General features: G+C 44.9%; 24 protein-coding genes. 18 read left to right on the top strand and 6 right to left on the bottom strand.

The genetic code is table 11. From position 1 onward, the window contains the following. Positions 1 to 24 precede the first annotated feature (24 nt). From MHH56_RS32845 to MHH56_RS32810, 8 genes are all read left to right on the top strand, one after another. The gene (locus tag MHH56_RS32845) at positions 25 to 1,320 is read left to right on the top strand and encodes a purine/pyrimidine permease (RefSeq protein ID WP_339205766.1); all 1,296 of its coding nucleotides are present in this window, start codon (positions 25 to 27) and stop codon (positions 1,318 to 1,320) included. A gap of 22 nt (positions 1,321 to 1,342) precedes the next feature. Next, complete coding sequence (locus tag MHH56_RS32840; protein ID WP_339205764.1) at positions 1,343 to 2,524, top strand: nucleoside transporter C-terminal domain-containing protein; 1,182 nt, start codon at positions 1,343 to 1,345, stop codon at positions 2,522 to 2,524. A 32-nt stretch (positions 2,525 to 2,556) separates the two neighbouring features. After that, positions 2,557 to 3,744 (top strand): phosphopentomutase, encoded by a 1,188-nt coding sequence (gene deoB, locus MHH56_RS32835; RefSeq protein ID WP_339205762.1) that lies wholly within the window; start codon positions 2,557 to 2,559, stop codon positions 3,742 to 3,744. 205 nt (positions 3,745 to 3,949) lie between these two features. After that, positions 3,950 to 4,483: a YceI family protein gene (locus tag MHH56_RS32830; protein ID WP_339205760.1), complete on the top strand. Its 534-nt coding sequence runs from the start codon at positions 3,950 to 3,952 to the stop codon at positions 4,481 to 4,483. A gap of 292 nt (positions 4,484 to 4,775) precedes the next feature. Then, positions 4,776 to 5,348 (top strand): hypothetical protein, encoded by a 573-nt coding sequence (locus MHH56_RS32825; RefSeq protein WP_339205759.1) that lies wholly within the window; start codon positions 4,776 to 4,778, stop codon positions 5,346 to 5,348. A 73-nt stretch (positions 5,349 to 5,421) separates the two neighbouring features. Next, positions 5,422 to 6,171 carry a hypothetical protein gene (locus tag MHH56_RS32820; RefSeq protein WP_339205758.1) on the top strand — a complete coding sequence of 250 codons (750 nt, stop codon included), beginning with the start codon at positions 5,422 to 5,424 and terminating at the stop codon, positions 6,169 to 6,171. A gap of 24 nt (positions 6,172 to 6,195) precedes the next feature. Next, a complete protein-coding gene (locus tag MHH56_RS32815) occupies positions 6,196 to 7,275 on the top strand; it encodes an ankyrin repeat domain-containing protein (RefSeq protein ID WP_339205757.1) in 1,080 nt (359 codons plus the stop codon). A 247-nt stretch (positions 7,276 to 7,522) separates the two neighbouring features. Further along, positions 7,523 to 7,846 (top strand): hypothetical protein, encoded by a 324-nt coding sequence (locus MHH56_RS32810; protein WP_076266536.1) that lies wholly within the window; start codon positions 7,523 to 7,525, stop codon positions 7,844 to 7,846. Between the two features lie 88 nt (positions 7,847 to 7,934). On the opposite strand, the gene MHH56_RS32805 is transcribed toward MHH56_RS32810, so the two are convergent. After that, entirely contained in the window at positions 7,935 to 8,657 is a 723-nt protein-coding gene (locus tag MHH56_RS32805; protein WP_339205755.1) for a YheC/YheD family protein, read from the bottom strand. Between the two features lie 235 nt (positions 8,658 to 8,892). Between MHH56_RS32805 and MHH56_RS32800 the strand changes: the two genes are divergently transcribed. The 9 genes from MHH56_RS32800 to MHH56_RS32760 all read left to right on the top strand — a co-directional run bounded on the left by MHH56_RS32800 (position 8,893) and on the right by MHH56_RS32760 (position 15,924). Beyond that, positions 8,893 to 9,354: a phage tail protein gene (locus MHH56_RS32800; protein WP_339205753.1), complete on the top strand. Its 462-nt coding sequence runs from the start codon at positions 8,893 to 8,895 to the stop codon at positions 9,352 to 9,354. 267 nt (positions 9,355 to 9,621) lie between these two features. Further along, the gene (locus tag MHH56_RS32795) at positions 9,622 to 10,503 is read left to right on the top strand and encodes a helix-turn-helix transcriptional regulator (protein WP_339205752.1); all 882 of its coding nucleotides are present in this window, start codon (positions 9,622 to 9,624) and stop codon (positions 10,501 to 10,503) included. Between the two features lie 90 nt (positions 10,504 to 10,593). Further along, on the top strand, positions 10,594 to 11,667 hold the full coding sequence (locus MHH56_RS32790; protein WP_339205751.1) for a phosphotransferase: 1,074 nt from the start codon (positions 10,594 to 10,596) through the stop codon (positions 11,665 to 11,667). A 152-nt stretch (positions 11,668 to 11,819) separates the two neighbouring features. Continuing rightward, entirely contained in the window at positions 11,820 to 12,503 is a 684-nt protein-coding gene (locus tag MHH56_RS32785; protein ID WP_339205749.1) for a hypothetical protein, read from the top strand. Between the two features lie 169 nt (positions 12,504 to 12,672). Continuing rightward, complete coding sequence (locus MHH56_RS32780) at positions 12,673 to 13,683, top strand: YafY family protein (protein ID WP_339205747.1); 1,011 nt, start codon at positions 12,673 to 12,675, stop codon at positions 13,681 to 13,683. A gap of 56 nt (positions 13,684 to 13,739) precedes the next feature. Next, positions 13,740 to 14,258: a DinB family protein gene (locus MHH56_RS32775; protein ID WP_339205745.1), complete on the top strand. Its 519-nt coding sequence runs from the start codon at positions 13,740 to 13,742 to the stop codon at positions 14,256 to 14,258. 277 nt (positions 14,259 to 14,535) lie between these two features. Continuing rightward, positions 14,536 to 15,042, top strand: a complete 507-nt coding sequence (locus MHH56_RS32770) for a MerR family transcriptional regulator (protein WP_339205744.1) — start codon at positions 14,536 to 14,538, stop codon at positions 15,040 to 15,042. After that, positions 15,039 to 15,479 (top strand): SRPBCC family protein, encoded by a 441-nt coding sequence (locus tag MHH56_RS32765; protein ID WP_339205743.1) that lies wholly within the window; start codon positions 15,039 to 15,041, stop codon positions 15,477 to 15,479. The genes MHH56_RS32770 and MHH56_RS32765 overlap by 4 nt, the downstream gene beginning before the upstream one ends. Before the next feature lie 4 nt (positions 15,480 to 15,483). Beyond that, the gene (locus MHH56_RS32760) at positions 15,484 to 15,924 is read left to right on the top strand and encodes an SRPBCC family protein (protein ID WP_339205742.1); all 441 of its coding nucleotides are present in this window, start codon (positions 15,484 to 15,486) and stop codon (positions 15,922 to 15,924) included. 11 nt (positions 15,925 to 15,935) lie between these two features. Here MHH56_RS32760 and MHH56_RS32755 read toward each other — a convergent pair whose 3' ends face one another. Then, on the bottom strand, positions 15,936 to 16,079 hold the full coding sequence (locus tag MHH56_RS32755; RefSeq protein WP_339205741.1) for a hypothetical protein: 144 nt from the start codon (positions 16,077 to 16,079) through the stop codon (positions 15,936 to 15,938). A 305-nt stretch (positions 16,080 to 16,384) separates the two neighbouring features. On the opposite strand from MHH56_RS32755, the gene MHH56_RS32750 reads away from it, so the two are divergent. Further along, positions 16,385 to 16,669 (top strand): alpha/beta-type small acid-soluble spore protein, encoded by a 285-nt coding sequence (locus MHH56_RS32750; protein WP_339209789.1) that lies wholly within the window; start codon positions 16,385 to 16,387, stop codon positions 16,667 to 16,669. Between the two features lie 557 nt (positions 16,670 to 17,226). Here MHH56_RS32750 and MHH56_RS32745 read toward each other — a convergent pair. The 4 genes from MHH56_RS32745 to MHH56_RS32730 form a co-directional block, all read right to left on the bottom strand. After that, positions 17,227 to 19,854: a family 16 glycosylhydrolase gene (locus MHH56_RS32745; RefSeq protein WP_339205739.1), complete on the bottom strand. Its 2,628-nt coding sequence runs from the start codon at positions 19,852 to 19,854 to the stop codon at positions 17,227 to 17,229. A 194-nt stretch (positions 19,855 to 20,048) separates the two neighbouring features. Further along, entirely contained in the window at positions 20,049 to 21,620 is a 1,572-nt protein-coding gene (locus MHH56_RS32740; protein WP_339205738.1) for a response regulator, read from the bottom strand. A gap of 3 nt (positions 21,621 to 21,623) precedes the next feature. Next, positions 21,624 to 23,462, bottom strand: coding sequence for a histidine kinase (locus MHH56_RS32735; RefSeq protein WP_339205737.1), 1,839 nt, complete (start codon positions 23,460 to 23,462; stop codon positions 21,624 to 21,626). 144 nt (positions 23,463 to 23,606) lie between these two features. Next, positions 23,607 to 25,271 (bottom strand): extracellular solute-binding protein, encoded by a 1,665-nt coding sequence (locus tag MHH56_RS32730; RefSeq protein WP_339205736.1) that lies wholly within the window; start codon positions 25,269 to 25,271, stop codon positions 23,607 to 23,609. Positions 25,272 to 25,303 lie beyond the last annotated feature (32 nt).

Genomic DNA, 25,303 nt, shown 5'->3' with positions numbered 1-25,303 from the left:
TTAGGAAAAGAGAGTGAGAAAGAAATGAGAGTAATTCTGTCCGGATTGCAGTGGATGATTTTTATGATCGCAGGCGCAATTGCTGCACCAATTGCTATCGCAGATTTATATAACTTAACACCCATTGAGACTGCTGGACTCATCCAGAGTACCATTATTACTTTGGGGATAGCGGGCTTTTTACAAGGCCTGATTGGTCATAAACTTCCTATTCATGAAGGTCCGGCAGGGTTATGGTGGAGCATTTTTACCATTTACGCGAGTTTAGTGGGGGTATTATATTCTTCTAACATTGATGCTCTGCAAGCTTTAAGTGGAGGAATGATCATTAGCGGTGTCTTATTTATCCTCATTTCAGCCTTTAAGCTAATGGATAAAATAGCCCGATTATTTACACCAACCATCACTTTTATATATTTACTGTTATTGATCTTTCAATTAAGCGGTTCTTTTATGAAAGGGATGATGGGAATTACATCTAGCCATACGACGTTAGATGTTAAAGTGTTTTTGCTTAGTGTGATTGTGGTTTGCATTACCTTTTGGTTAGGGAGCTGTCGCATCGCGTTACTTCGACAATTTTCGGTGATCATTAGTATATTGTTAGGTTGGCTATTATTTATAGTTTTTGGTAACACACCGGTTTTTTCACAAGCAGAAAACCTAGTTAATCTACCCGAAATGTTTCCATTTGGACGGCCGCGATTTGACGGTGGGACCATTACTACAGCGTTGTTATTAACACTGCTGTTAATAACCAATGCGATTGCATCCATCCGGTTGATGGAAACCGTGATAGAGCAAAAGCAATCCACGGATCATCGCCGTTATTGGCGTGCTGGAATTATATCCGGAATTACACATTTTATTGGCGGCTCTTTAGGGGCGATTGGCTCGGTGCCTATTTCGGGAGCGGCGGGATATGTTCAGCAGACAGGTGTGAAAGAGCGCAGATCGTTTTTAATAGGGTGCAGCTTAGTGATAATTTTATCCTTGTTTCCGCCAATTATGAATGTCATATCCGGCATTCCAGCTCCGATTGGTTATGCTGTTACATTCGTTATTTTTGTGAAGATGGTTGGAATATCGTTGAGGGAATTGCGAAAGGTCATTCATGAAGAGCGACCTTTTATTGTTAGTGGAGTTTCCCTGCTAGTGGGTGTGGGTTTAATGTTTATCCCTTCATCAGCCACAATCCATTTATCTCCGATCGTGATCGCCATTTTAAATAACGGGTTAATATGCGGAAGCCTGTTGGCGATTATTTTGGAACAGGGATGCATGTGGAGGGAAAAACAGCGGAGTAAGGTAAGACAATAAACAAAAATTTGGAGGGGTAAAGATGCATTATCTCATCTCTGTTGCTGGTCTAATTCTTGTTCTAATACTGGCATGGCTTGCAAGTAATGATAAGAAAAAGATTAAATATCGACCAATTATTGTCATGATTGTGGTTCAGATTGTTTTAGGAATACTTCTACTAAAAACGAGTATAGGGGAATTATTAATTAAGGGCTTTGCCAATAGTTTTGATAAATTACTGGGATATGCAAATGAAGGGATTAACTTTATTTTTGGTGGAATGGCAAACGAAGGAGCACACACATTTTTCCTCTTTGTATTGATGCCTATCGTATTTATGTCAGCAATTATCGGGATTCTGCAACATTATAAAATACTGCCATTTATTATAAAGTATATTGGTCTGGTCCTAAGTAAAATAAATGGTATGGGGAAATTGGAATCCTATAATGCGGTTGCGGCTGCCATTGTCGGACAAAATGAAGTGTTTATTTCGGTGAAAAATCAACTCGGATTATTGTCTAAGCAGCGTCTGTACACATTATGTGCATCAGCAATGTCGACGGTATCCATGTCAATCGTTGGTTCCTATATGACGATGCTGGAGCCTAGATATGTTGTAGCTGCATTAATACTAAACCTATTTGGCGGCTTTATTATTGCATCCATCATCAACCCATATGAGGTTAAACCTGAAGAGGATATTGTTGAAGTTCAGGAACAAGAAAAACAAACGTTTTTCGAAATGCTGGGCGAGTATATTATGGATGGCTTTAAGGTAGCCGTCGTGGTTGGGGTTATGTTGGTTGGTTTCGTTGGGTTAATTGCTTTAATTAACGGCGTTTTCGCTGGCATATTCGGTATCTCGTTCCAAGAAGCATTAGGTTATGTCTTTGCACCGGTTGCCTTTGTTATGGGTGTGCCATGGTCTGAGGCTGTTAGTGCAGGCAGTATCATGGCGACCAAATTAGTGGCGAATGAATTTGTGGCTATGCTTGATTTTGTAAAAATTCAAGACGGCTTTAGTGATCGTACGACAGCCATCGTCTCTGTATTTCTAATCTCATTTGCTAACTTTGGGTCCATTGGTACAATCGTGGGTGCCGTAAAAGGCTTGAATGAAAAACAAGGGAATGTGGTTGCTCGATTTGGATTAAAGTTGTTATATGGCGCGACACTTGTAAGCGTTTTATCAGCCATCGTTATCGGAATCATATTTTAGTTGAGTACAGCTAAAATAGAAGGAGCATTAACATGAAACAAACACCTCGGTTTAAGCGGATTTTCGTCATCGTTATGGATTCTGTAGGCATCGGTGAAGCTCCGGATGCTGAAAAGTTTGGGGATACAGGATCACATACATTACGGCATATTGCAGAAAGAATGAATGGGCTGCATGTTCCTGTTTTATCTAAGTTAGGGTTAAGCCATATTGAACAAATACCCGGAGTACCCAAAGTAGAGCAGCCTTTAGCTTATTTCACCAAAATGCAGGAGGCTTCGAACGGGAAGGATACAATGACTGGTCACTGGGAGATTATGGGCATAAAAATCGATGTTCCTTTTAAAGTGTTCCCTGAAGGATTTCCAAATGAATTAATTAACGAATTAGAGCAAAAAACGGGACGAAAGGTTATTGGCAATAAACCAGCTAGTGGTACAGCTATTCTGGATGAACTTGGGCAAGAGCATATGAACACTGGTGCACTCATTGTCTATACTTCAGCAGATTCAGTGATTCAGATTGCGGCTCATGAAGAGGTTGTCCCTGTGGAAGAGCTTTATCAAATCTGTGAGATAGCCAGAGAGATTACGCTACGTGAGGAATACATGTTAGGCAGAGTGATCGCCAGGCCATTCCTCGGAGAGTCTGGAAAATTCAAGAGAACATCGAACCGTCATGATTATGCCTTGAAGCCTTATGGAAGAACCGTGATGAATGAGCTCAAGGATGCTGGGTTCGATGTATTAGCGATTGGCAAAATCTCAGATATATATGATGGTGAAGGTGTCACCAAGTCTTTGCGCACAGTATCAAACATGGATGGCATGGATAAACTCATGGAGACCATTCATATTGATTTTACAGGACTTAGTTTTTTGAATCTTGTTGACTTTGATGCACTCTATGGACATCGTAGAGACCCGATCGGTTATGGGAAAGCGCTAGAACAATTTGATGATCGATTAAATGAAGTTCTTGCTGAGCTGAGCGAAGATGATCTTCTCATGATTACAGCAGATCATGGCAATGATCCCATTCATGCGGGTACAGATCATACCCGTGAAAATGTACCTTTACTCATCTACAACAAGAGTTTCACTGAGCAAAGTGAGCTACCTGTAAGTAAGACATTTTCGGATATTGGGGCAACGGTTGCAGATAACTTTAATGTGAAAATGCCGCAGTTTGGACAGAGTCTCTTACAGGAGCTTAAATAAACTTGATCTGGAACCGCCTGCCCATTTTAAATTAGGGAGTATCACACTACAGATAATCGACATCTGCGAACCAAAAAAATGCTAAAACGCTACTGACATTACGTTGTCAGTAGCGTTTTTGTATATTAGGTATATGCGAATAGCGCAGTGTTTTGGAGATAGGGTGACCTTTCTCATAATCTTATTATAGAGGTGGAATTTATTCATGAGTAATATCAAATGGGAAGTAGATCCGGACCACAGCTCCGTCGAGTTTTCGGTGACGCATTTAATGATTAATAAAATTAAAGGAGTATTTGAGCGTTTCGAAGCGATTATAAGTTTTGATCCCAACGAGTTAACAACCATGGGTATTCAGGCTTCCATAGAAGCAAATAGTATCACAACTCGTCAAGCACAACGAGATGAGCATTTGAGAAGCGACGACTTTCTTCATGCTGACAAGTATCCAACTATTGTGTTTCAAAGCACCAACTGCGTATTTGCTGGCGAACGGCAGTATGAACTTACGGGCAATCTAACTCTGCATGGAGTAACTAAACCTGTCACTTTTCATTCCGTTTTTGAAGGACTAAACAAAGACCCTCGCGGCCGTGAACGTGTAGGCTTTCATTCAACAGCGAGTATTGATCGTAATGAATTTGGTTTGAAATTCAACTCGCCTCTTGAAACGGGTGGAATTATTGTCGGAAATGAAGTGATAATCGAACTTAATATTGAGGCAATTAAAATAAATTAGAGATTCCAAAGACCATCCTTTTATCGGGATGGTCTTTGTTCAAAAGCTGGCCTTTACAGACAAAGCGGAGAACCATGCCATATATGACGGCGAAAAACTTTGTTTTGGAAAGTTGGAGAGATCAAGGCTATATCTCTAGCATTGCAAACTTTATTCCAAAATTCAGGTGAAAAGTAGGTAGACTCAGGACAAGCGATCACTATAATGGAAATAAGATACATATATAGAACCAATCTATTGGATATAAACAAGAATCAGGCTGAGTAAGAAAGCGATTAGAGGAGGCGATCTCGTGGGAAGATCATTTGCGAATTTGCATATTAAGTCGAAAAACCTTGAAAAGACTGTCGATGCATTAAGAGAGCTAAGTGAAGGGCATGCCACAGTATTAGGCGAGCCAAATAATGAGACTCAAGAGATCAAAGTCGTCATGTACATAAGCAAAAGCAACGAAAACTGGATCAGCGTGCTGCACGATTATTTTGTATGGGGTACGGTGAAGGAGGTTGGCAAAACGTTGTCCCGGCTTATCGAAGAGCCGGTGATGACCGCCGGATATATGAATGAGGAATTATTTGACTTGTCGTTTTTCGAGAATGGAGATATTAGGGCCGAAAAAATTTTTTGTGAACAGTGGATGAGGGATGAATATGAACAACTCAAAGAAGAGCGTATTAATGATGACTACCTGCGGAAAGCGTTGGATATCCGTAATGAGGTTTTTGACGACTTCATTAGCATTACGAGTCCAGTACAAGCTGTAGATAAGCTGTCAGAACTCGTGAAAATGTCTTTATGGAGTGATTCGGAGTGGATACCGCACGAAGAATCTCTCAGAAAACAATTTGGGACATATGAATTTTGAAAAGAATTTTCCATGAAGTAAATCCGACTGCCAACAGCGGCAGACTTAATAGTCCAAATAGGGGGGAGTATTTATGTACATTGTATCTCGGCCAAAACCGCTGTCAGATGGTCAAAACCAAGCACTTGCAAAGGAAGACAGCGCTGTTTATCCACCGGGCTACCTCCGGTTTTTGCGGCGATTCGGCGAAGGGACTTACAGAGGGTGGTTGAATGTCCAACTGCCGGATACGGAGGTGCTTAAGCCCTTTGCTGAGTACGGGTTATGGGAGCATGACGAAGACAGCCCCATTACTGAGCAACAGATCGGTGAGTGTACCGTTATAGGCACAACAGTGGACGGTGATTTTCTGGCCGTGCATCCCCAGACGGCTTTACTTCTCTGGCTGCCTCGGCATGCGGAGCACGTTAAGGCGATTTCACTGCAGGAACGGGAGCAGGAAGACGAAGGGATGTACGCCTTGGTGCTGGACGAAATATATCGTCAGGTGTATGGAATTAGTCAAGAGGAGGCTGTCTATTATGAACCGTGGACGGGCACTCGGAGCCATCTCTTTTTACGTTTGCCACAAGGGCAGAACCGACTTTCGTTGCCCGATCTGGCCGGAATGTGCCAAGCAGATTTTCCACCGGATTTGTCCATTGAGACCCCATATGCATGCTTCCTGTTCTACCGGCAACTAGGTGGCTATGTACGATTGAATTATGCCTACCAACAAGAGGTGGCTGTTTTCTATGAACAGGATGTACAACAGGCGTTTGCCGTTATGAAGCAGTGGCTCTTGTCAAAAGGGTGCGAAGCAATTTCAGAAAATAACAGTTGAACTAGGTGTAGGAGCGATTAGTAAATGATAAATCTAAAAGATATTGGGAAGTTCGAGGATCTGCCGGAAATCGCGATGCACATTTACAAAGGAAATATTCCTGCTTTGCAAGCTGCAATTACAGCAGGCTGGGATATTGAAGCTGGCATCATACTTAGCAAGCATACCACGTTAATTCCGCTTGATCTGGCGCTTATATTGCAGCAAATGGATGTTGTAAAGCTGCTGGTAGCGCATGGCGTCAACCTGAATGTCAATCATAATCCGGCCTTTTTGCGAGCAGTTCGCTATTGCAAGGAAGATATCATTCGCTACATTGCAGCGCAAGGAGCCAAGCTGGACAAACTCAATCAAATCGGGTCTGGCGCATATTCACAGGCCTACTATGGCAACAAAAGCAATATCCCTCTCATACATGAGCTGGGATTAGATATAAAGTTGCATGGCGGTGCTGTATTGCGTCAAGCTGTATCGGATCATGACTATAAGACTCTCACCTATTTGCTCGATCATGGGGTGGACATCAACTATAATAAACCGGATATGGTCTATCCTTATCAAGCGACTCCGTTGACCGTTGCCGCGCGTTTGGGTAATCTGGCCATGGTCAAATTTTTAATTGAACGCGGTGCGGACGTGACTTTTGCGGAAAAGGACGGCGAGCGCCCGTATACGATTGCGGTCAGCAATAAGAATACAATCTTGGCTGACTATTTGAAATCGCTGGAGCCGGCAGAGCTTCATAATATGGAAAATAAAAAGTTTGAGCTAAAAAAATATAAACTGACCGATGAGCTGCTCAGCTTTCTTACTGGAGACAAGCTGCGCCTTGAGCTAGCACAAAATGAATATAAAATCGGGTATATCGATTTTTTTACATTAACTGATACGATTGAGATGAGAGTTGGCAGGCAAAAGCTGTTGCGTCTGTCAGCCGATATCGACAATTACTCTGATCTGCAGCTAGTATGGAATCCGAAGAAAAAAGGCTTGGTAGGCTGTTATGACGTGGAGCACCAGGAGTATGCGGATTTGTGCAGCTTTACAGAGTTCCTCGCGCAGCCTGAAATGTACCTCATCAAGTTTCTTGAGGGAGAGTTATAGCTATTTGTCACAGAGTAGCCATAAGAAGCATAGTAATAGCGCTCGCTGTATTAAACCTATAGTTCTCGAACCACCTGTTTAACAACGAGGGTGGTTCTTTTTTTTGTTTGAGGTGCATCATCATATGCTGACGTATCTCCGCGACCATTGGACAAACGTGCTTTTTTTCCTTGTCCACATTTATACCTTACCAAAAACTATTAAATTGCATTTAATGAACGATACCAATATCAAGGAGGTTTTGGAGATGGGAAATAGAAGACCTACGGGTTACGACCCTGTTCAGATATTTAACTCCACATCGTTTAATGCGTTTGGAAAAGTTGAATATGCATCCATCTTTTGTAGTGACGACAATTATGCGGTTCAGCGTGATGAGACTTGGACAGCTTCTAGCCGTGGAGTTTGCTTGGTGACTAGAATCACCGCAACTGTTAGAACACCGAGTGGAAATATTGAGGCCGAACCGTATACTTCTTCCGGCACTTCTTTCAGCAAGTTTGCCATTATACAGGTAGGGGTAAATAAGTTCCAAGTGACGCGTGTTGTAAGTACAAGTAGACGCAAGTAAAATCCCAAACGGGGCATGATCAAGAATAGGCTATAAAAATGAAAAGACGACAAGCCAAGGATAAAAGGCTGGTCGTCTTTTTTTCGCTCTAATGTTTCTTATACCATGATATTCTGCGCTGCATCGAGGAATCTTTCAAGAGCCGAAAAGGGCGCAAGTCCGGTTGATAATTGCCTTCAATGATCCAAATTCGATGCTTTCTGTCGATGCCTATATCGAACCCGACTTGTCTAAGCTTGGGGTAACGCTCTCCAAGTCTTTTGGCAGCCAATAGTGCGATCCGTTCCGCTTTGACAAGCAAGCTTCGATCTCCGATTCGGGCTAATTTTAGCGCCTCAAGCACTGGAATGGTGCGGCTAGTTACATTTGTGACTAGATATCCTTGCGCCGCTACTTTTGCGTATGAGCCTGTCACGTTCCAGGGGGATGAAGAGCCTTTTTTCCGCTGAGCCATTATGCGAATGTCGAAGGGCTTGTGCCCAATTTGAGCAAGCTGCAGACGTCTTTGGACAATATAGCCATGAGCACTATTTTTTTTACGGAGCCATTTGAGTATTTTATCAGTGTCTCTCATGGTAACTGCATTCTGTTCGTTATGAATACGATAGGCATTCGTACCGTTCCGTTTGATGAACACGATATCCCTTCCGTAACTCCCGTTGCGAGGTTTCAGTACGACGCTTTGATATTGAAGCAGCATTTTCGATAAGGTGTTCTTCTTAAGTAACTGTGTTTTTGGCAACCGTCCGGCGAGAGAGGACCTGCTGCGAAAGATGCGATATTGCAACCATTTGTCTCTTTTGATTAACATTATAATCACAGCCTTTTTCAATCTTATACGGTAATTCTAAGTCAAATTAGTGATCAGCATAAGTGACGATTCGTCCATATTTATGAACCGGAGCAGGTAAAGAAGGCTTTTGAACCCGTACCGCATATCATTTCTGTTTTCTCCGCTTTGCTTAGTAGAATGGTGGGGATAAGGAATGATATTATAAATAATGACAAGTTTTGTTGGAAATAATGTTATAAAAGGAGAGATGGACATGTCTTATATCGTTGATTTTAAAAATGTGTCTACGGTTGGTTTAGAGTCTTCACCTGTAGCAGAAGCGCTTGCTGGTTTGCGCGCTAATGAAGCCCGTTACTTTATGAATAAATACAAACATGAATTTACGGTTGTGCCAGCTAGCGAAAGTCAGGATACACTTGATTATGTGAACCAAGTTTTGAAAGAGCGTGATATTGCGTTTGCGGCCAAGCCTTTAGAAACGTCGCGTTTTCAAGTGGAGAATATTAAATTTGCTTACGTCTTTTATGAAGACGGTCTTGGTATCAATGTCATGTATACGGTCGATGACGCTAAGAAGCGGGCCGTTGGCTTTAAGCTCTCTGAGGGGATGGAAGTACCAAAGGAGTTAGAAGGAAAGTTTAAGTTTGCGAGGCAGAAGTCTAAACTAGCTGGAACAATCCGAGGTTCGTTTTTTGTAATTAAAAAAGAATATTAAATAAGCAACAGCGAAAATTCGGATTGTATGGGGCTTGAGGCCTGTAAGCTCGAATCGTAATAAGAATGTCTAGCCCTTAATTAACTTAAGGGCTTTTTTATATGCAGAAAACGACAACGTTTTCCATATCATGGTATAATTTTACTAATAGCCCTTATGTAATTTGATATATAGGACGTAGTAGAAATGGGTACTGAAAATATACGTTCGGGGCAAAGTTTTCTATTTTTTTTACGATAAGGAACAATAACATCCTAGGAGTGTTGCATGGAATTATACAAGCTTTTGTCTGAGCTTCTATCACGAATAGAAGAAAATGTTTCTGGTACTAGGGAGGCAGAATATCTGGTCGATCTCCCGATTTCCATTGTTCATTTACGTCGACTATTCAAGTTCGCTTTCGGCGTGCCGTTACAAAGCTATATCCGATCTCGAAAGCTTGCCGCCAGCTTGGAGAATTTGATGCTTACCGAGAAACGAATTCTCGACATTGCAATCGAATGCGGTTATGAACATGAGCAAACCTACATACGCGCGTTTAAACGCGAATATGGGCTTACGCCTGGCGAATGCAGACATTCCGGAAGAAACATTCATATAACAGCTCCTCTTCATCTATTTCCGAAAAACAATGTTTGCGGAAACTTGGTATACGGGCCGAATATGGTCATGATGCCATCGTTTCATTTAATTGGGCAAATGTATCGAATTGAAATTGCTGAAGCGCCGACAAAAGCGCCCGAGGCTGCTAAGCAGTTTTGGTGGAACAATCGGCATAAAGTGCCAAGTCCAGTAGAACCCAATATTTATTATGGTCTAACAAAGGCACTTGATCCATCACTTAGTTGGACGCACTATCTACCGTCTATACGCGTGCAGAATCTGAACGATATTCCTAACGGCTTTTCAGGTGACACCGTCCCTGCTTCCTTATGCGTCGGCTTTCGTTATATAGGGAACCATCATTATGAGGAGATTAGTGAACTGCGCGCAGAGGCGCTATATCATGCTATCGATAGGCTTGCAAAGGAGAACGAAGGGAAATATGAGCTTCTGGATCGCGAATTTTTCGTAGAAAAAATCGACACCGATGCATACGATGGCGAGTACTGTCAGATGGAATGGTTTGCGCCCATTAGAGTAAAATGATCAAAAAAGTCCATTGAGCGTGCCGCTATTATGGTACGTTCTTTTTATAGGGTAAGAAAAAAATAAATGTTTGTGCGGAAAGGAACTTGTATGAATTATAACGAGGTTGTTTCATTCGGCGATGCCTATTTGCTTACAGTAGTATCGGAGCTATTCGGATTAGAGGGCTATGAAATTCAGCTGATTCCGGCACATGATGGAGGAAGGAATGTCTTATATACCTGTGTGAAAGAGGGCGCCGACGCAAAAATACTTAGAATCGCTTTTTTACCTGACAGAAGCCGGGAAGATTTTCTGGGAGAAGTTGAGTATGTTAGATATTTATTCGAGCATGGGGGAAGTGTCTCAAATGTAATCAGCTCCCGTAATGGGAATCTGCTGGAGGAGATTACACATAATAACCACACCTTTTTTGTCTGTCTGTTTGAAAAGGCTAAGGGAAAAATGCTTGTAGAAAATAATTATCAGTACCGAGAAGGAGCTCCAATTACCGAATATTATTACAATTGCGGCAAAGTCCTGGGGAAACTGCACCAAATATCGAAAGGGTATATGCCTGTTCATCGTCGGCATAGTTTTTTTGACAAATACAATGCTGAATATATTAATAAGCTAATACCAGACTCCTTACCTCTGCTTAAAGAGAAGCTGGTAGAGCTCCTTAATGCCTTAAAAGGATTGGACAACAACCAGGATACTTTCGGAATGCTCCATTTTGATTACAACGATGGGAATTATTCAATCGATTTTGATACCGGACAAATAACCGTATATGATTTCGATAATTCATGTTTCGGTTGGTATATGTTTGACTTGGCAGGCCTTTGGACAAGCGGAGTGGGCTGGATACAATTTGAGCCAGACGCCGGTAAACGTAAAAAGTTTATGGATGATTATTTTGAAACAGTCCTCGCGGGATACAGATCCGAGACCAAGCTCGAAGATTCGGCGTTGGATAAGGTGCCTTTATTTATCAAAGTAAATCTCTTGGAAAATATTATTGATGCATTCGAGGTCATGCAGAACAACGGTGAGGAACCAAAGTGTGATGAGGAGCTGTCGTATCTTATAAAATGTTTGGAAGACGATATCCCGTACAAAGGGTTTTTTCATGAAATGTACTCTTGCGAAGAACCCTTTGAGTATGAGGAACGAAATATTTAGTTTTACAAAGAAGTCATGATGTAGATGGGCGAAGCTGAGATCAATTATTTAGAATTTCATCCATTTTGATAGGTGCAACATCCTCTTAAAACGCCCTTTTTTGAAAAGATATGGTAGAATTAGGCTATTGTTGAATAGTAGGGGGAAGGTAAATGAAGAAGAAATATTGGGTGGGGATTATTGCAGCAATGTTCTTGCTTGGCAACGCAACTGGAGCCTGGGCAGGATCTGCTTGGAAGGAAGTAAAGGCGCTCTTTCATCCTTCGATCAAAGTGGAGTTAAACGGTCAGGAAATCGATGGTATCAAAGCATTACAGTACAATGGAAGCTTATATTTGCCAGCTAAGAGTGTTTCTGATTACTTCGGTCTAACTTCGAAGCTCGTTTTCGACAACAAGACAAATAAATTAATCATCGGCGGTCCTATGTATGTGAATTTGTCTGATCATGACACCGCGAACTTCTTTCAGATTGTCATTAATGGCAATTGGAGACCCTCTGTAATGACTGATAATCGGAAGCTGTACAGCAACTATTATATGGGAGTCGACTTCCAATTGGAGTCAGAGAAAGGCTTAGGCTTGGACGAGTATATCAAGCAGGCATTAAAGAATGCGTTCAAATACGTCAAAGTAAACAAGCAAACGAACACAAAGATCGCCGGAGCAGAAGCCCAGGTGATCGATTACGAGACAAGTGACACGGTCGGCAAACTGGTCTTCATCCAAAAAGATTCTAATTTCGCAACACTGATGTTTTTTGTCGATAAGACCCGGTATCAAGATAAAGATTTGAAGGAATACGACAAAATTATTGCCAGCTTCAACATTCAATAGACTCCAGGACATGGAATCTTGAGAGTCGAATACTAATATAAATTAACGGGCGCGCCGGATTTGGCGCCCGTTTTTTTAATAAAACTTGCCGTTACAGACAGCGCAGAGAACCGTATCATAAATGACGGTGAAATGAAGTTCAATTACCCGAGGAAAAGAGGCGGCCACTATGGCAAAATGGGATAACATGCTGTCTATGCTGTGGATGCTGCGATCCGGAAGGAAGCTCACCGCCGCGCAGATTGCAGACAGTTTGGAGATCAGCGTCCGCACCGTGTACCGGTATATCGACGCACTATGCGCCAGCGGGGTGCCGGTCGTCGCGGAATCGGGCCATGACGGCGGCATTCGCATTATGGAAAGCTTCAAGGAGACACCATTGTTCTTCAATCCCTTAGAGCTGAAGGCGCTTGTAGACGCGTTTAAATTTACGCAAGGCGCTGGCTATCCGTATACAGAACAGCTGGAAAGCGCGTTGAAGAAGGTGGAGAACGGGCTGCACGAAGATCAGCTTCACGATCTAACCCGTCAGACGAGCGGCATGGATGTGATTGCTCCGTCGCGTCCACCTTCCGTCGTTCCGTTGTTGCGAGACCTGGAGCAGGCGGCGGATGACGGACAAACAATGCGCATCACCTACCGCAAACCGAATGCGGAACAGGCCGACGAACGTAACATCGATCCCTACGGGCTGGCTTATGTCCGAAACGAATGGTACGCTGTCGCGTTCTGTCATCGGTCGCAAGCGGTTCGGACGTTCCGCGTGGATCGTATCGCACGGCTGGAGCCGACCGATATGCGGTTCGAAAAGCCGGAGCACTTCTCAGCGTCCGCCTATTTCCATGACCAGTCCAAGCGGGAACGAGAAGCGGACGGACCGTTGACGGTCATTCGCATCGAGGGGGACCCGGTCACGTTGAACGCAGTTTGCGGCCACTGGCATATGCGCCACTATTTGACGGAACGGACCGACCGGGAGGCGCAATTCCTGCTCGATACCCCAACAATGAACAAGTACCTTCCAATGTATCTGATGACGTTCGGCACAGCCATTCGCATTCGTGAGCCGCTGGATCTGAAATATCGCATTCAGGAATTAGCGATAGGAATTGCAAAACATTATGCAGACGATTCCGATTGTACTTCACTGACAACAGTTGTCAGCAAGCCCGGTGTATGATAATGGAAAGGCTGCAGCAGCCGAACGACGATGAATAAAGGATGGTGGATTCACCCATGCTTAAACAAACGCATCAATTGTATGATTATCACGTTTGGGCGAACGAGCGTTTATTCGGACATCTAGAGCAGCTTCCGAAGGATGTGTTCCATGCGGAAGTAACGAGCGTTTTCCCGTCCGTGTCACAAACGTTCGGGCATATGTACTTGTTCGAACAGCTTTATCTGTGCGTGCTCGCGGGAGTTCCGAATGAAAACATTTTTCCGAGGATGTCGGTCTGGGCGGAGCAAGCGCAAGGCAAAACAGTGGACGAGACACGGCAGCTGTTCGCCGGCGTCGCCGAACAGTACCGAGATTTGCTGCAGCGAACGCCCGACCCGGACAAGGAGATGACGATCGAGCATCCGAAGTACGGTAGTCTCAATACGCGGTTCTCTGAGATTCTGCAGCATGTGGTCAACCACGGGACGTATCATAGGGGCAATGTGACCGCGATGCTGAGGCAGCAAGGATATGCGGGGTTCCCGACCGATTATCTGTTTTATTTGCTGAACCAACAGGAAAGTCAGCGGTAAATCGAGCGAAACGAGCGGCGGCGATATTCGTCTAAAGCAGGGAGAAAATTAAAAAAACTCAAAAATGCGCTTGGAACCCCAAGCGTATTTTTTTATTACAATTGCATAAAATAGCGCCGCGGCGGAGTTTGCGCCATTAGACAAAATAACCTGTGTTCAAAATTAGCGACGCAAAAAAAATGGGAGAGAGATACAATTTCACTTGCACCTTACGTAACGTAATGTTTTACAATAGAGCTACCGGTATATAGCTAGCGTCAGAGATCGGAGATGGTTAATGAAGAAACATTGGAAGGTCGGGGACCTCGCCAACCTGACGGGGCTGACCGTAAGAACGCTGCGCTTTTATGATCAAATCGGTTTGTTATCGCCATCTGACCAGACGGAATCGGGTCACCGGCTATATAGTGAATCGAACTTATCACGCTTGCACCAGATATTATCGCTTAAGGAGCTGGGGTTATCTCTCGAGGAGATTAAGCTGGCCTTAAGCGGCGGGCAGATCAGTCCGCTTGAGATCGTCAACCTGCAGATCAATCAAATCAAAGAACAGATCAAACGACAGCAAAAACTATTGGAGCAGCTCAGACATGTATCCAAGCTAATGCAAGGTCAAGCGGAATTAACAGTTGAAGATTTCACAAGCCTTCTGCAAGCGATGAAAATGGAATTCGAGAAACCGGTCATTGAACGGCAAACGAGTTGGGAGCGACATTTGAACCTATTAGGGGACTTTCTTATCGAGGAGAGCGGAAGTCCAAAACATAAGGAGGAAAATCAATGAACGAACGATTTGTCAAACATGGAACTTTTGTCGTCGAGCGGACTTATGCAGCTTCGCTGGAGAGGGTTTATCACGCATGGGCCGATCCAATTGCCAAAGCGAAATGGTTTTCGAAGCCAGAGATCTTCGATTTTCAGGTCGGCGGGCGGGAGTACAGCAGCGGCGGGCCGCCGGAAGGGCCAGTTTTTACCTTTGACGCCTACTATCAGGAGCTTGTTCCAGAGCAGCGCATTGTTTACACGTACACGCTGGATTCGGGAAGCACACGCATCTCCGTCTCGATTACAACGATAGAGCTTATTAAAGTGGAGGACGGTACAAAGCTGATTTTCACGGAGCAAGGTGCGTTCTTTGACGGACACGATACGCTAGAAATACGGGAGCATGGTACAAACATCATGTTGGACGCACTTGGAAAAACAGTAGACGGGGAGTAGGAACATGACAAAAGTTAAAAATGAACTTATGACTACTCGCGAATACAATGTCCCGCAGGAGCTCGTGTTTCGAGCTTGGACAACCCCCGATTTGATAGCTCAGTGGTGGGGACCGCAAGGCTTCACGAATACGAATCAGGTGTGTGATATCAGGCCGGGAGGCACATGGCGGTTCATTATGCATGGACCGGATGGAGTAGATTATCCTAACCATAACGTCTTTGTTGAAATCGTATCGTCAGAGCGAATTGTGCTCGATCATGTGTCCGGTCACGAATTTCGGATAACCGCTACCTTCGAGAGCATTCAAGGCAGCACCAGAGTCACCTTCCGTCAACGTTTCAAGGATAAAGAAGAGTTTGAAAAATCTAAGCCGATCTGCATAGAAGCTAATGAGCAGTTGCTTGATAAACTTGGGAAGCTGCTGGCGGAATTGGTCTATTAAAGGACTGCCACTTACGTGATGACTCCAAAATTGTTGCCGTTCACGTTCTCTGATGGGAATCGGACGGCGATTTTTATGTAAGGAGGATGACCGACTCTGGCATGGTAACATTGACGAGCTGCATAAAGCTCTTGCAAAATGAAGTAAGAATTCATTAGAACACTAACAAAGGAGCATGCTGCGGCTGCTCCTTTTATGATTTTCGACGATTGATCCGTTAAGCTGAGCTGTGCTCTAAGTAGGTCGAATTTCTATGTTTCATGGTAGGTGGCCAATAGAAGTCGAGTATAGAGGAAAACAAAGATTCTCCAAGATATTTTCCACTGCGGTCGTGCGTATAAATTTCAACAGTTTATCAACTGTTTGATGGTCCTGCATTTCTCGTGCTGATGCGGAAGAGGGATGAATTTTTGTGCTTACGGGCAAGTTAGAGAGAAAATATCGAGGGGAGTGTTGTATGATGGCAAGAAGAAGGAGAAAATATGCGGTGCCTGGGGTTGAACAGGGGATGCAAGCTTTCAAAGCAGATGTAATGAAACGCGAAGGCTATGCCGTGAATCCGAATCAACCGGACGACGTAAAATACGAAGTGGCGAAGGAGCTTGGAGTGCCTTTGCATCCAGGAAACAATGGTCATTTGACTACGGAATCAGTGGGCCATGTCGGTGGCAAAATTGGCGGTTCCATGGTTCGGGAAATGATCCGTCTCGCCCAAGAGCAGATTGCGAACAGGGAGCAGTCCTGAAGAATTATGAGTGCATGGATACACGGCTGCCGGGTTGGGATCTAGAATGATAAAAAAGGCACCCATTGGATGCCTTTTTTCAAAAAAAATGAGTGATACAGCGAACAGTACTTAGATATAATTGACGTTCGTTGCATGCTTTTCCTCTAAGGGCATCCAGCCAACCGCAATCTCCAAGTGACAGATAATCCGGTTCTATAAAAGAGATTGCTCCATGAGCAAGGGCTTTTTGAAACATTTCATCTACATAAGGTACAAACAGCATCGATTGAGGAACTTGCTGAATTTCAAGATTCCCTTATAAAGCTAGGAACTTCAAAGTCTCATATCAGTTTGAAAAATATATTAGAACACAGAATTTTACTCTAAATCTAAATCTGTCAATATCATCATGAAGCTCCATGTTTAGTTGCTCATTGGCCTCCAATGAGAGAGATGGCTGCAAAGTGAACAGGCGAGGGGAAGACTCACCCTCGCCTGTTAAAGAACCTATCAAATGACCTCGCGTGTTACTACTAGCAGGCCAGTAAAGAATTGTCTAGCCAGGATTCTCCGGTTTACTCCGGTGTTCCTTGCGTTACCCCATGAATATAGGTGAGCCAAGGAGTATCCAGCGCGCCTTGCCCCGGATTATAGGTAAAGAAGTATTCGACGGTATCCCCAGATTGCAGGTTGTTTACAGGGTAAGTATAGTTGCCGTTTCCTGACGAGGTCATGGCTACGTTTTGCTGTGCACCGTTATTTATCTTATAGTGCAAATCGGCAAAGGTTGCGCCATTTACATAAAACGTCAAGTTATTGCCCGCTTTTTTCAGGCCACGCACCGCATCGCCAATGACAATAACGGTTGATGGCGCGGGTACAACCGTGATGGTAGAGCTGGCTGTTTTGTTGCCGTCAGCCGTTGTTGCCGTAACCGTTGTTGTTCCTGGAGCGAGCCCTGTCACCACACCGTTCTGATTTACGGAAGCGATGCTGGCGCCCGAAACGCTCCAAGTTACCTGTTTGTTTGTTGCATTAGAGGGTGCAACAGTGGCGTTTAACTGTACACTCTGTCCTACTTGCAGCTGTGCAGTGCTCTGGTTTAAAGTTACACCGGTAACAGGCACGTTCGTAGGATTTTGGCCACCGTTTTCTTTATAAACCCGTACATAATCCACCAGCATCGTCGCAGGAATATCAGATGGGCTTGGAGCTAAACCGCCATCAAAATGCCCGCCGATCGCGAGATTCATAATGATGTAGAAAGGCTGGTCGAATGGAGCGTTCGGATTGTTCGGTGCAGCTACGGAGTACCATTGATCTCTGGAGACTTTGAAGAAGAATTCCCCATCCACGTACCATTTAATGTTATCCTCTTCCCAGATCATCGTATACACATGATAATCATTGGCAAAGGTTTGCCCTTCCGAGAAATGATATTCCCCAGCAATATATCGATTCACTGGCCATTGTCCGCCAAAGTGTACAGCGCCGCTAGTTGTGCCAGGCAAACGTCCTTTAGCTTCCATAATATCAATCTCACCAGATGCGGCCCATGCACCGTATGCTGAATCTTTTGGAAGCATCCAGAGCGCAGGCCAGACACCATTGCCTGTAGGCAGCTTCGCGCGAATATCCACTCTACCGTACTGGAAGGACAGATGATCTTTGGTATTTATTTTGCCTGAAGAATATAGAGCATATCGGCTTGGATCCTGCGGGAACGATTTTGGATCGTTCAACGCCCGGATATTCAGCTTTCCGTCCTGTACAAATACATTTTGTGTACTATTGGTATAGTGCTCCAGCTCTGCATTGCCCCAGCCCCAGCTGTTGGGATCGTTACCGATATAATAGCCGGTTTCATAGTTCCATTTGTTCGTATCGAGCACTGTACCGCTAAATTCATCCTGCCAGATGAGATTCATGCCCGCAATGGCTGGGTCGCTTGGCGTTCCGATTGCCACATCGTCATGATCGGATACATCTGGACGGGGAGCATCCGGATTCCCGATAAAGGTATAGTTAACGAAGTTGCTGCCAACACTTCCGCCTGCCTGCCCATTCAATGGGTAGCCGATTCGAATTTGCATATTCACCTGGACGGGCTGGAACCAAAGGCCATAGATATAGTCAGCCCAATATCCCCACTGATTGGCATCGGACATGTTATTGTAACCATTGCCGGAATATGAGAATCCGCTCTGGCTGGAGTTCGCCATATCCACCCATTGCCCGTTGATATTAATTTGGTAGACGAATTTTCCAAGCTCAGTGCCTATTGGCGCGCCACCATCAATTTTTGGCAGCGGTATGCCTATGACGCCTTTCGAATCTGCTGTAAAGGTTGTTCCATCGTAGGGAGTAATAACATATGAATTTCTTACGGGTTGATTAAAGGTTATCGTATAAATGACGTTAGCCGAAGAGGTTTTTGATTCAAGTTTTACGTTGATAGACTCGGTTACCGTAAACCAGAAGCCGCCGCCTCCTTCGGTGAATTGGCCGAAGTTGCTATCATAGATCCAGCCGCTGGCAGCATTATTGTTAATATCAATCCAAGTGCTGCTGTTTACAGGTTTTACAAACACCTTCAAATCATCCGCTACGGCTTCATAAATAATGGCTGGATTATTGTTGAAGGTAGGATAAGTAAAGCCTGCACCTCCTGTAAAGCCTGCAGTAATTTGTGGCCCTTGGGTAGGGGTCATAGCCGTAATCGTTGTTTTGTTTATATTTTGAAATACAAGCGTGTAGTTAAGGGTCGTTCCATTAGCTTTAGAATACAGTTGAATTTCTGTTGTTGCGGAGAGAGTGAACCAATAGCCGTAAGTGCCGCTATCGCTCCAGTGCCCCCAGTTTTGGTTATAGACATAGCCAGCGGCACTGTCAATATTGACCCAGTTGCCCCCTACTTTCACATTTACGCCTACGTCATCTGAAACATCGTTCCATGTGGCGGAGCCGCCGTTAAATATAGGCATGACGAAACCGTAGCTTGCTTGCCCAACCCCTGATTTTGAAATGACTGGCCCATCTGCTGCTGAAAAGTAAGCCATAGAGGTAACGGTGGTGCCTGCTGCATCGACGGTTTGAATTTTCGAAAATGGCAATAGCCCGACGCTCGCCATCATCGCTACCGCCAAGAACAAGCTCAGTACCTTCTGCTTAAACCGTTTCTGTGAATGGTGAAGTACCTTCATTATTGTCCTCCTTCAATAAAATATGGTTACCCCTGCGGCTCCTTTTATTTTGAGGCAATTGATTGTGTAAGTACTCGGAGGAAACCGCTTACATTGGAGTGCACCTTTATTCTATCGAATACAATTAACAGCTGGAAAGGTCCATTTGTTTTTGTTATGACCCAATTTTTTGGATTTTGATTATTTTTGAAGGCTTATAGTGCTTTGCCCTGATATTTTCCTTCTCGTTCAAGCTTCCGCCGCATCAGCTGCCGGTATTCCGTGGGCTGCATATTCATAACATCGCGAAATGCCCTTGTAAAGCTTTTGTAGCTTTCATAGCCAACCATGGTGGCTACCTCGATAATTTTATGATCGGTTTCGGCTAGTAAGCGGCGGGCCTTATCTAGGCGCACATCGCGCAGGTATTCTGCAAAGCCTTTGCCAATATTCTTTTTAAACAGGTTGGAAAAATAGGCGTAATTAAGCGACACATGGTTGGAAACCATCGCGAGGTCCAGCGGCTTATGATAACATTCGTGTATAAAACGAATGGCTTCATTTAAGTCCTGCGTTTTGCGATAGCTGCACTTGTAATCATAATAAAACTGATTCAGCCGAAGCAGCTGCTGCTGCAGCGCCTGAATATAATCTCGAATACCCGGATAGTCGAATAGATTCCGCAAGCATTCAATATCAAGCGCCTCTTCCCCCATGTAGGGACGGATCACCCGCTCATATTCCTCCAGCATCTGCACCGTTGCGCTGCATAACTGCTGTGTGTACCGTATATGGTAACGCTGCAGCACATTTTTGTGGAATAGCGTAGAAATGCCTTGGGCAATCTTCCCGCTGTTTTTGGTGCCAATAAGCTGAAACAGGGCATATAGCTCTTCATAGGGAATTTCCCATTGCGACTCCAGCCTCTCCATATGCGCGGGTAGGATGCACCTCTTATCAGGGAACAAGTAGCTATGGCGATATAGTTCAAGCACCTGTGTATAGCTGCCGGGAAGCCCTTTTAAGCCTTGCTGGGGTCCAGTCATAGCCGCTGTGGCATCAATCTGACTTGCCTTAAGTGCAGCAGGCAAAGCATTCGTATCTGTGGCCGCATCGACCGCAAGAACCAGGTATGGGCGGTGCTGCAGACATATATATCCCTGGCTGCCATAAACACGGTAAGCAATAGATTCGATGCTATGGGCACTGTCTGCCCCCGGTTGGTTGATCCATAGTTCTTCCCGCAGCAAGCACAGACGGTAATTATGCCAAAGTTTTGGGTTTTGCTGCTGAATCTGCCGAATCCATGCTTCATCGTTCACTGCGCCTTGCATAAACATGCAAAGCTCTTTACGGTCTGTCTCCTCAGCGCGGCGGGACATATGCTCCATATTGCGGGAAAGGGCTTGCCGCGCCTTTATTTCCTGACCAATATGCTCTACTGCGGTAAGCAGATCCTCCCGTTTTACCGGCTTGAGCAGGTAGCCTTTTGCCCCAAGCCCAATGGCTTTCTGGGCATAAGCAAAATCACTATAGCCGCTAATTATGAGGTAATCCACGTTGAGGTGTTCTTCTTTGGTTTGCTCCATTAGCGCCAGTCCGTCCATATCCGGCATCATAATATCGGTAATCACCAGATGAATGTTATGCTGACGCAATAAGTGCAGCGCCTCAATTCCATTAGCGGCACAATAAATAGCATCAAGCTGCAATGGAAATTGGCGCAGCATGGCCTGCAGGCCATCGCGTATATGCTTTTGATCATCTACAATTAGAATATTGATCATGCCCTACCATCCTCCAAGATTCACATTTTCCCAAGGCAAACGTAAGGTTACACAGGTATAAGCACCCTGTACACTGTCAATTGAAAGACCGCAGCCCTTGCCATAATGAAGCTGCAGGCGCTTATGCACGTTTTCGAGGCCGAGGCCGTTTTTGCTGGTCACAATTGGCGTATCTGAATCGCCGCTCAGCACAGCTTGCAGACTAGCCAGCATCTTCGGATCAACACCCGCACCGTCATCACGTATCTCAATTCGTAATAGGCTGTCATTCTCCACTTGTACGGTCATTTGTATGTGTACACTGCCGCCTAAAGGTGCCGCATGATGAACCGCATTTTCAACGATGGGCTGCATGCACATTTTAGGAATAGCATAGTGAAGCACCTCCTGCGGGAGATCCGCCGTCAATACGATGCTGCCACCCTCCATAAAGTTAATGAATTTGATATAGCTTTCGATGTTGGCGAGCTCCTCACTGAGGGCGACGGTATCGCTTCGCCACTGCATGCTGTAGCGCAGCTGTGAGCCTAACGATACGAGCGCATCGGCGATTGCAGGCTGCTGCTGAACCTCCGCCAGCATCCGAATGGATTCCAGCGCGTTATACAAGAAGTGTGAATTGATCTGAGAATGGAGCGAGTGCAGCTGTGCGTTTTTGGCAATGAGCTGCTTATCCACCACCTGCGTCATCAGACGACTAATTTCGTCCAGCATTTTGTTGTAGCTGATGGCTACCTCATCGATTTCATCACCGGTCTCGTGTTCATCTAGGCCGATATTAATCTTCGCATCCAATTGGCCTTTCCGCACCTGACGCATAGAAGATAATACGCTGTCCAATCGGCGGAAAATACGCCGGGTCGTATGCGATACGAGCAGCATGATCAGGAGCAATACACATAAAGCAATTACTACCACAAAGGCATACCAGCTGCGCGGACCCTTCATCAGTGCTTGATGGGAAGCAATATCCACAACATAAGCGTTCAGTGGAGCAATATAACGATAAAGCGCGTAGTAGGTTTGATCTCCTACTTGGACCTTCATGGGGCTATCCTGTTGAAGTACGTCCAGCTGCCGGTGAATGCTGCCAAGGATACTGTTTAGCCCCTCCCCAGCGGTTTGAGAAAATATATGCTGCGGATTGTATATATTTTTTGAAGGATTTGTTCCGTCCATGACAACCGAGAAGAAATCCCCTCCGCTCTCCTCCAGCAGGTCGTTGAAAAATACGCTGTGCTCGGCACGAATTTCCATAATGGTAGGAAACTTGTTCTGTTGACCCTGAAGCCGTACCAACCGATAATAGGCTAGCGTGTGCTCGCCATCCTTAAAAGCAAACAGGCGGTATGCTGCGCCGCCTTCATCTCGAAGGGTCTCCCAATAATCCTGCGGCCAAAACTTGTCATAATGATAGATTTCGGGCCAAATTTCGAACAGGTTAGGGTTATCGACATAAAAGCTGAGCTCACTGATCATCTCATGGCTTTCAATGATATTATGCATCTGCTCAAATTGATTTTGTTTAAATTTCACGAGGCGGAGGCCATCCCCGCGCATATTGGAGTGGATAAAATCCACGAATGCCTTTTGAGTCAGCGCTGTCGAGGAAGCGTTTTCAAACATGTCCATTTTGCTGCGCAGCTGTTCGTTCAGCCGTGCGACATGGCTGCTGCCGGTGGCCATAGCATCTTTGTATAACTGGGCTTCCTGTATACGGATAAATAAAAAGGACACCAAAATGGCAGGGATTGCAATGACTAGGCTAAAGGCCAGAAACAGCTTTTGGGATATGCGGGAATTGCGGTAAAGCTTTTTCATTTTGGTCAGCATATACTTCATTTAACGGCCCTCCCTACCTCCGTAATATACCATATATTACAAACCGGCTGGTAGGTAACAAGGCGTTACTTACAAATGTGTAAGTAAAGCCGGAAATACCGGCCACCATTTCGGCAGCCGGCAGTATATAGGTTATAGGTGTAACTACTCTGCCATTTTTGCTTTTCGTACATCCAGCTCGGCTTGGCGATATTCCATGACCTTGTCGAAACCGTAACTCACGCGGCGGGCAAGAAAATTATCAAAAATTTTATCAAAGGCTGCTTCATCCTTAGCCGTAATCAGCTCAGGCAGCACTTCCTCCCAATTTTGAGAGATGCGTGACCAGGCTACCGCTACTTCAGAATCACCCAGTGGATCTAAGCCTTTGTAGATGCCGCTGTCAATATCGGCCTGCGCATTGGCGAAGTCCTCCATTTGCTTAATGACAGGAGCTTTCTCCGGTCTCCACTGGTTGATAATAACAGGGTTCCGCATCATCCAGTAGGTATCCATAATGCCGTATTCCTTTTCAAACTTTTCAATATCAGTTTCAAGCAATTTCACCATTTCAGCCTTCAGCTGCGGCTTGCCGCTCACCATTTCCCACGTCTCGCCTTCCTTGCCAAGGAATAAATCTCTTTGGCCTTCTTCGCTGGCTAGATATGTCAGGAAGCGGATAGCACGTTCAGGATTTTTAGTCGATTTGCTAATCATTGTAACCATCCAGCCGTCCATGTTGCCAGGGAACAGCTTTGCAGAGTCACCCTTGCTGTTTTGCGGTCCATCTACTGCAATGTAGTTGGAATCCGGGTTCCCGCTTGCGGCCAGCATCGGATTGACAGCCGTCATTCCCGTCCATTCGCGAATCATCATGAAGTAGCGGGCATTGTTCGTTTTTTCCTCTACTTGCGTATCGGAGTCCACTAGGAAATCCACATTGATCAGTCCGCGCTCGTATGCTGTGCGGAAGGTTTTCAGCCAAGCGAGGTAATCTGGATCGGTAATGCGGTCGTAGACTTTGCCGTCTTTTTCATGCGGAACAGCGAGTAGATTTTGCAGGTATTCACTCATCCCATAAGGAACATTCCCCTGTGCAAAGAAGGGACTAATCGGTTGGCCTTTATACTCAGGATACTTATCCTTGAGCAGCTGCAGTGCATTTAGAAAGCCCTCCGGCGTGCTCAAATCTGGTTTGCCCATCTCCTCGTACAGATCTTTTCTCACCAAAAATGTTTGGTTGGCGGCTGTCATGCCTGTTTCATGCATGAGATTAGGGCTATATGAGTCATTCGGAATGCCATACGTATTGCCATTTTCTTGACGATACCACTTCAGTGTGCCGTCACCCGCAACCTTAAAGAAGTAGGGATCATACTGCTCTGCCAATTCATTTAAAGCATATACATGATCGCCTTCCCATAGTTTCTTGACAGCGTTTTCCCAAGAGCCCATAGAAATTAAGTCTGGCAGCTTGCCAGAGGTCATCATCAAGGTAATATGCTCGTTTGCTTCTCCTGAAGGAACTTCGAGCTTAATATTGACGCCTGTTTTTTCGGTCACGTACTTGGAAGTCAAGCTCTCTCCCCAGCTGTGGGCATACCAGGATGCGCCTACGAACCATGAGAGCTCGACTGGACTGGTATCCAGCTGCCAAGCAGGCTGTTCGGGGCTCGGCGTTGATTCGCCTTGTGGCTGCTCGGTACTTTCCGCAGGCGTTGAGGCCGGCTTGTTTTCGTTATTCTCCGATTTGGTACATGCGGCCAAGCCTAATGTAAGTACTACGGCTAAAACGATTACCATGCTTAGCTTGATGAGGTTGTGTTTCATGAAATGAACACCCTTTCTTTACTGTTTTTTTA

It is taken from the genome of Paenibacillus sp. FSL K6-3182 (genome assembly GCF_037976325.1).
Taxonomy (GTDB): domain Bacteria; phylum Bacillota; class Bacilli; order Paenibacillales; family Paenibacillaceae; genus Pristimantibacillus.
This window is presented reverse-complemented; position numbering and strand designations above follow the sequence as displayed.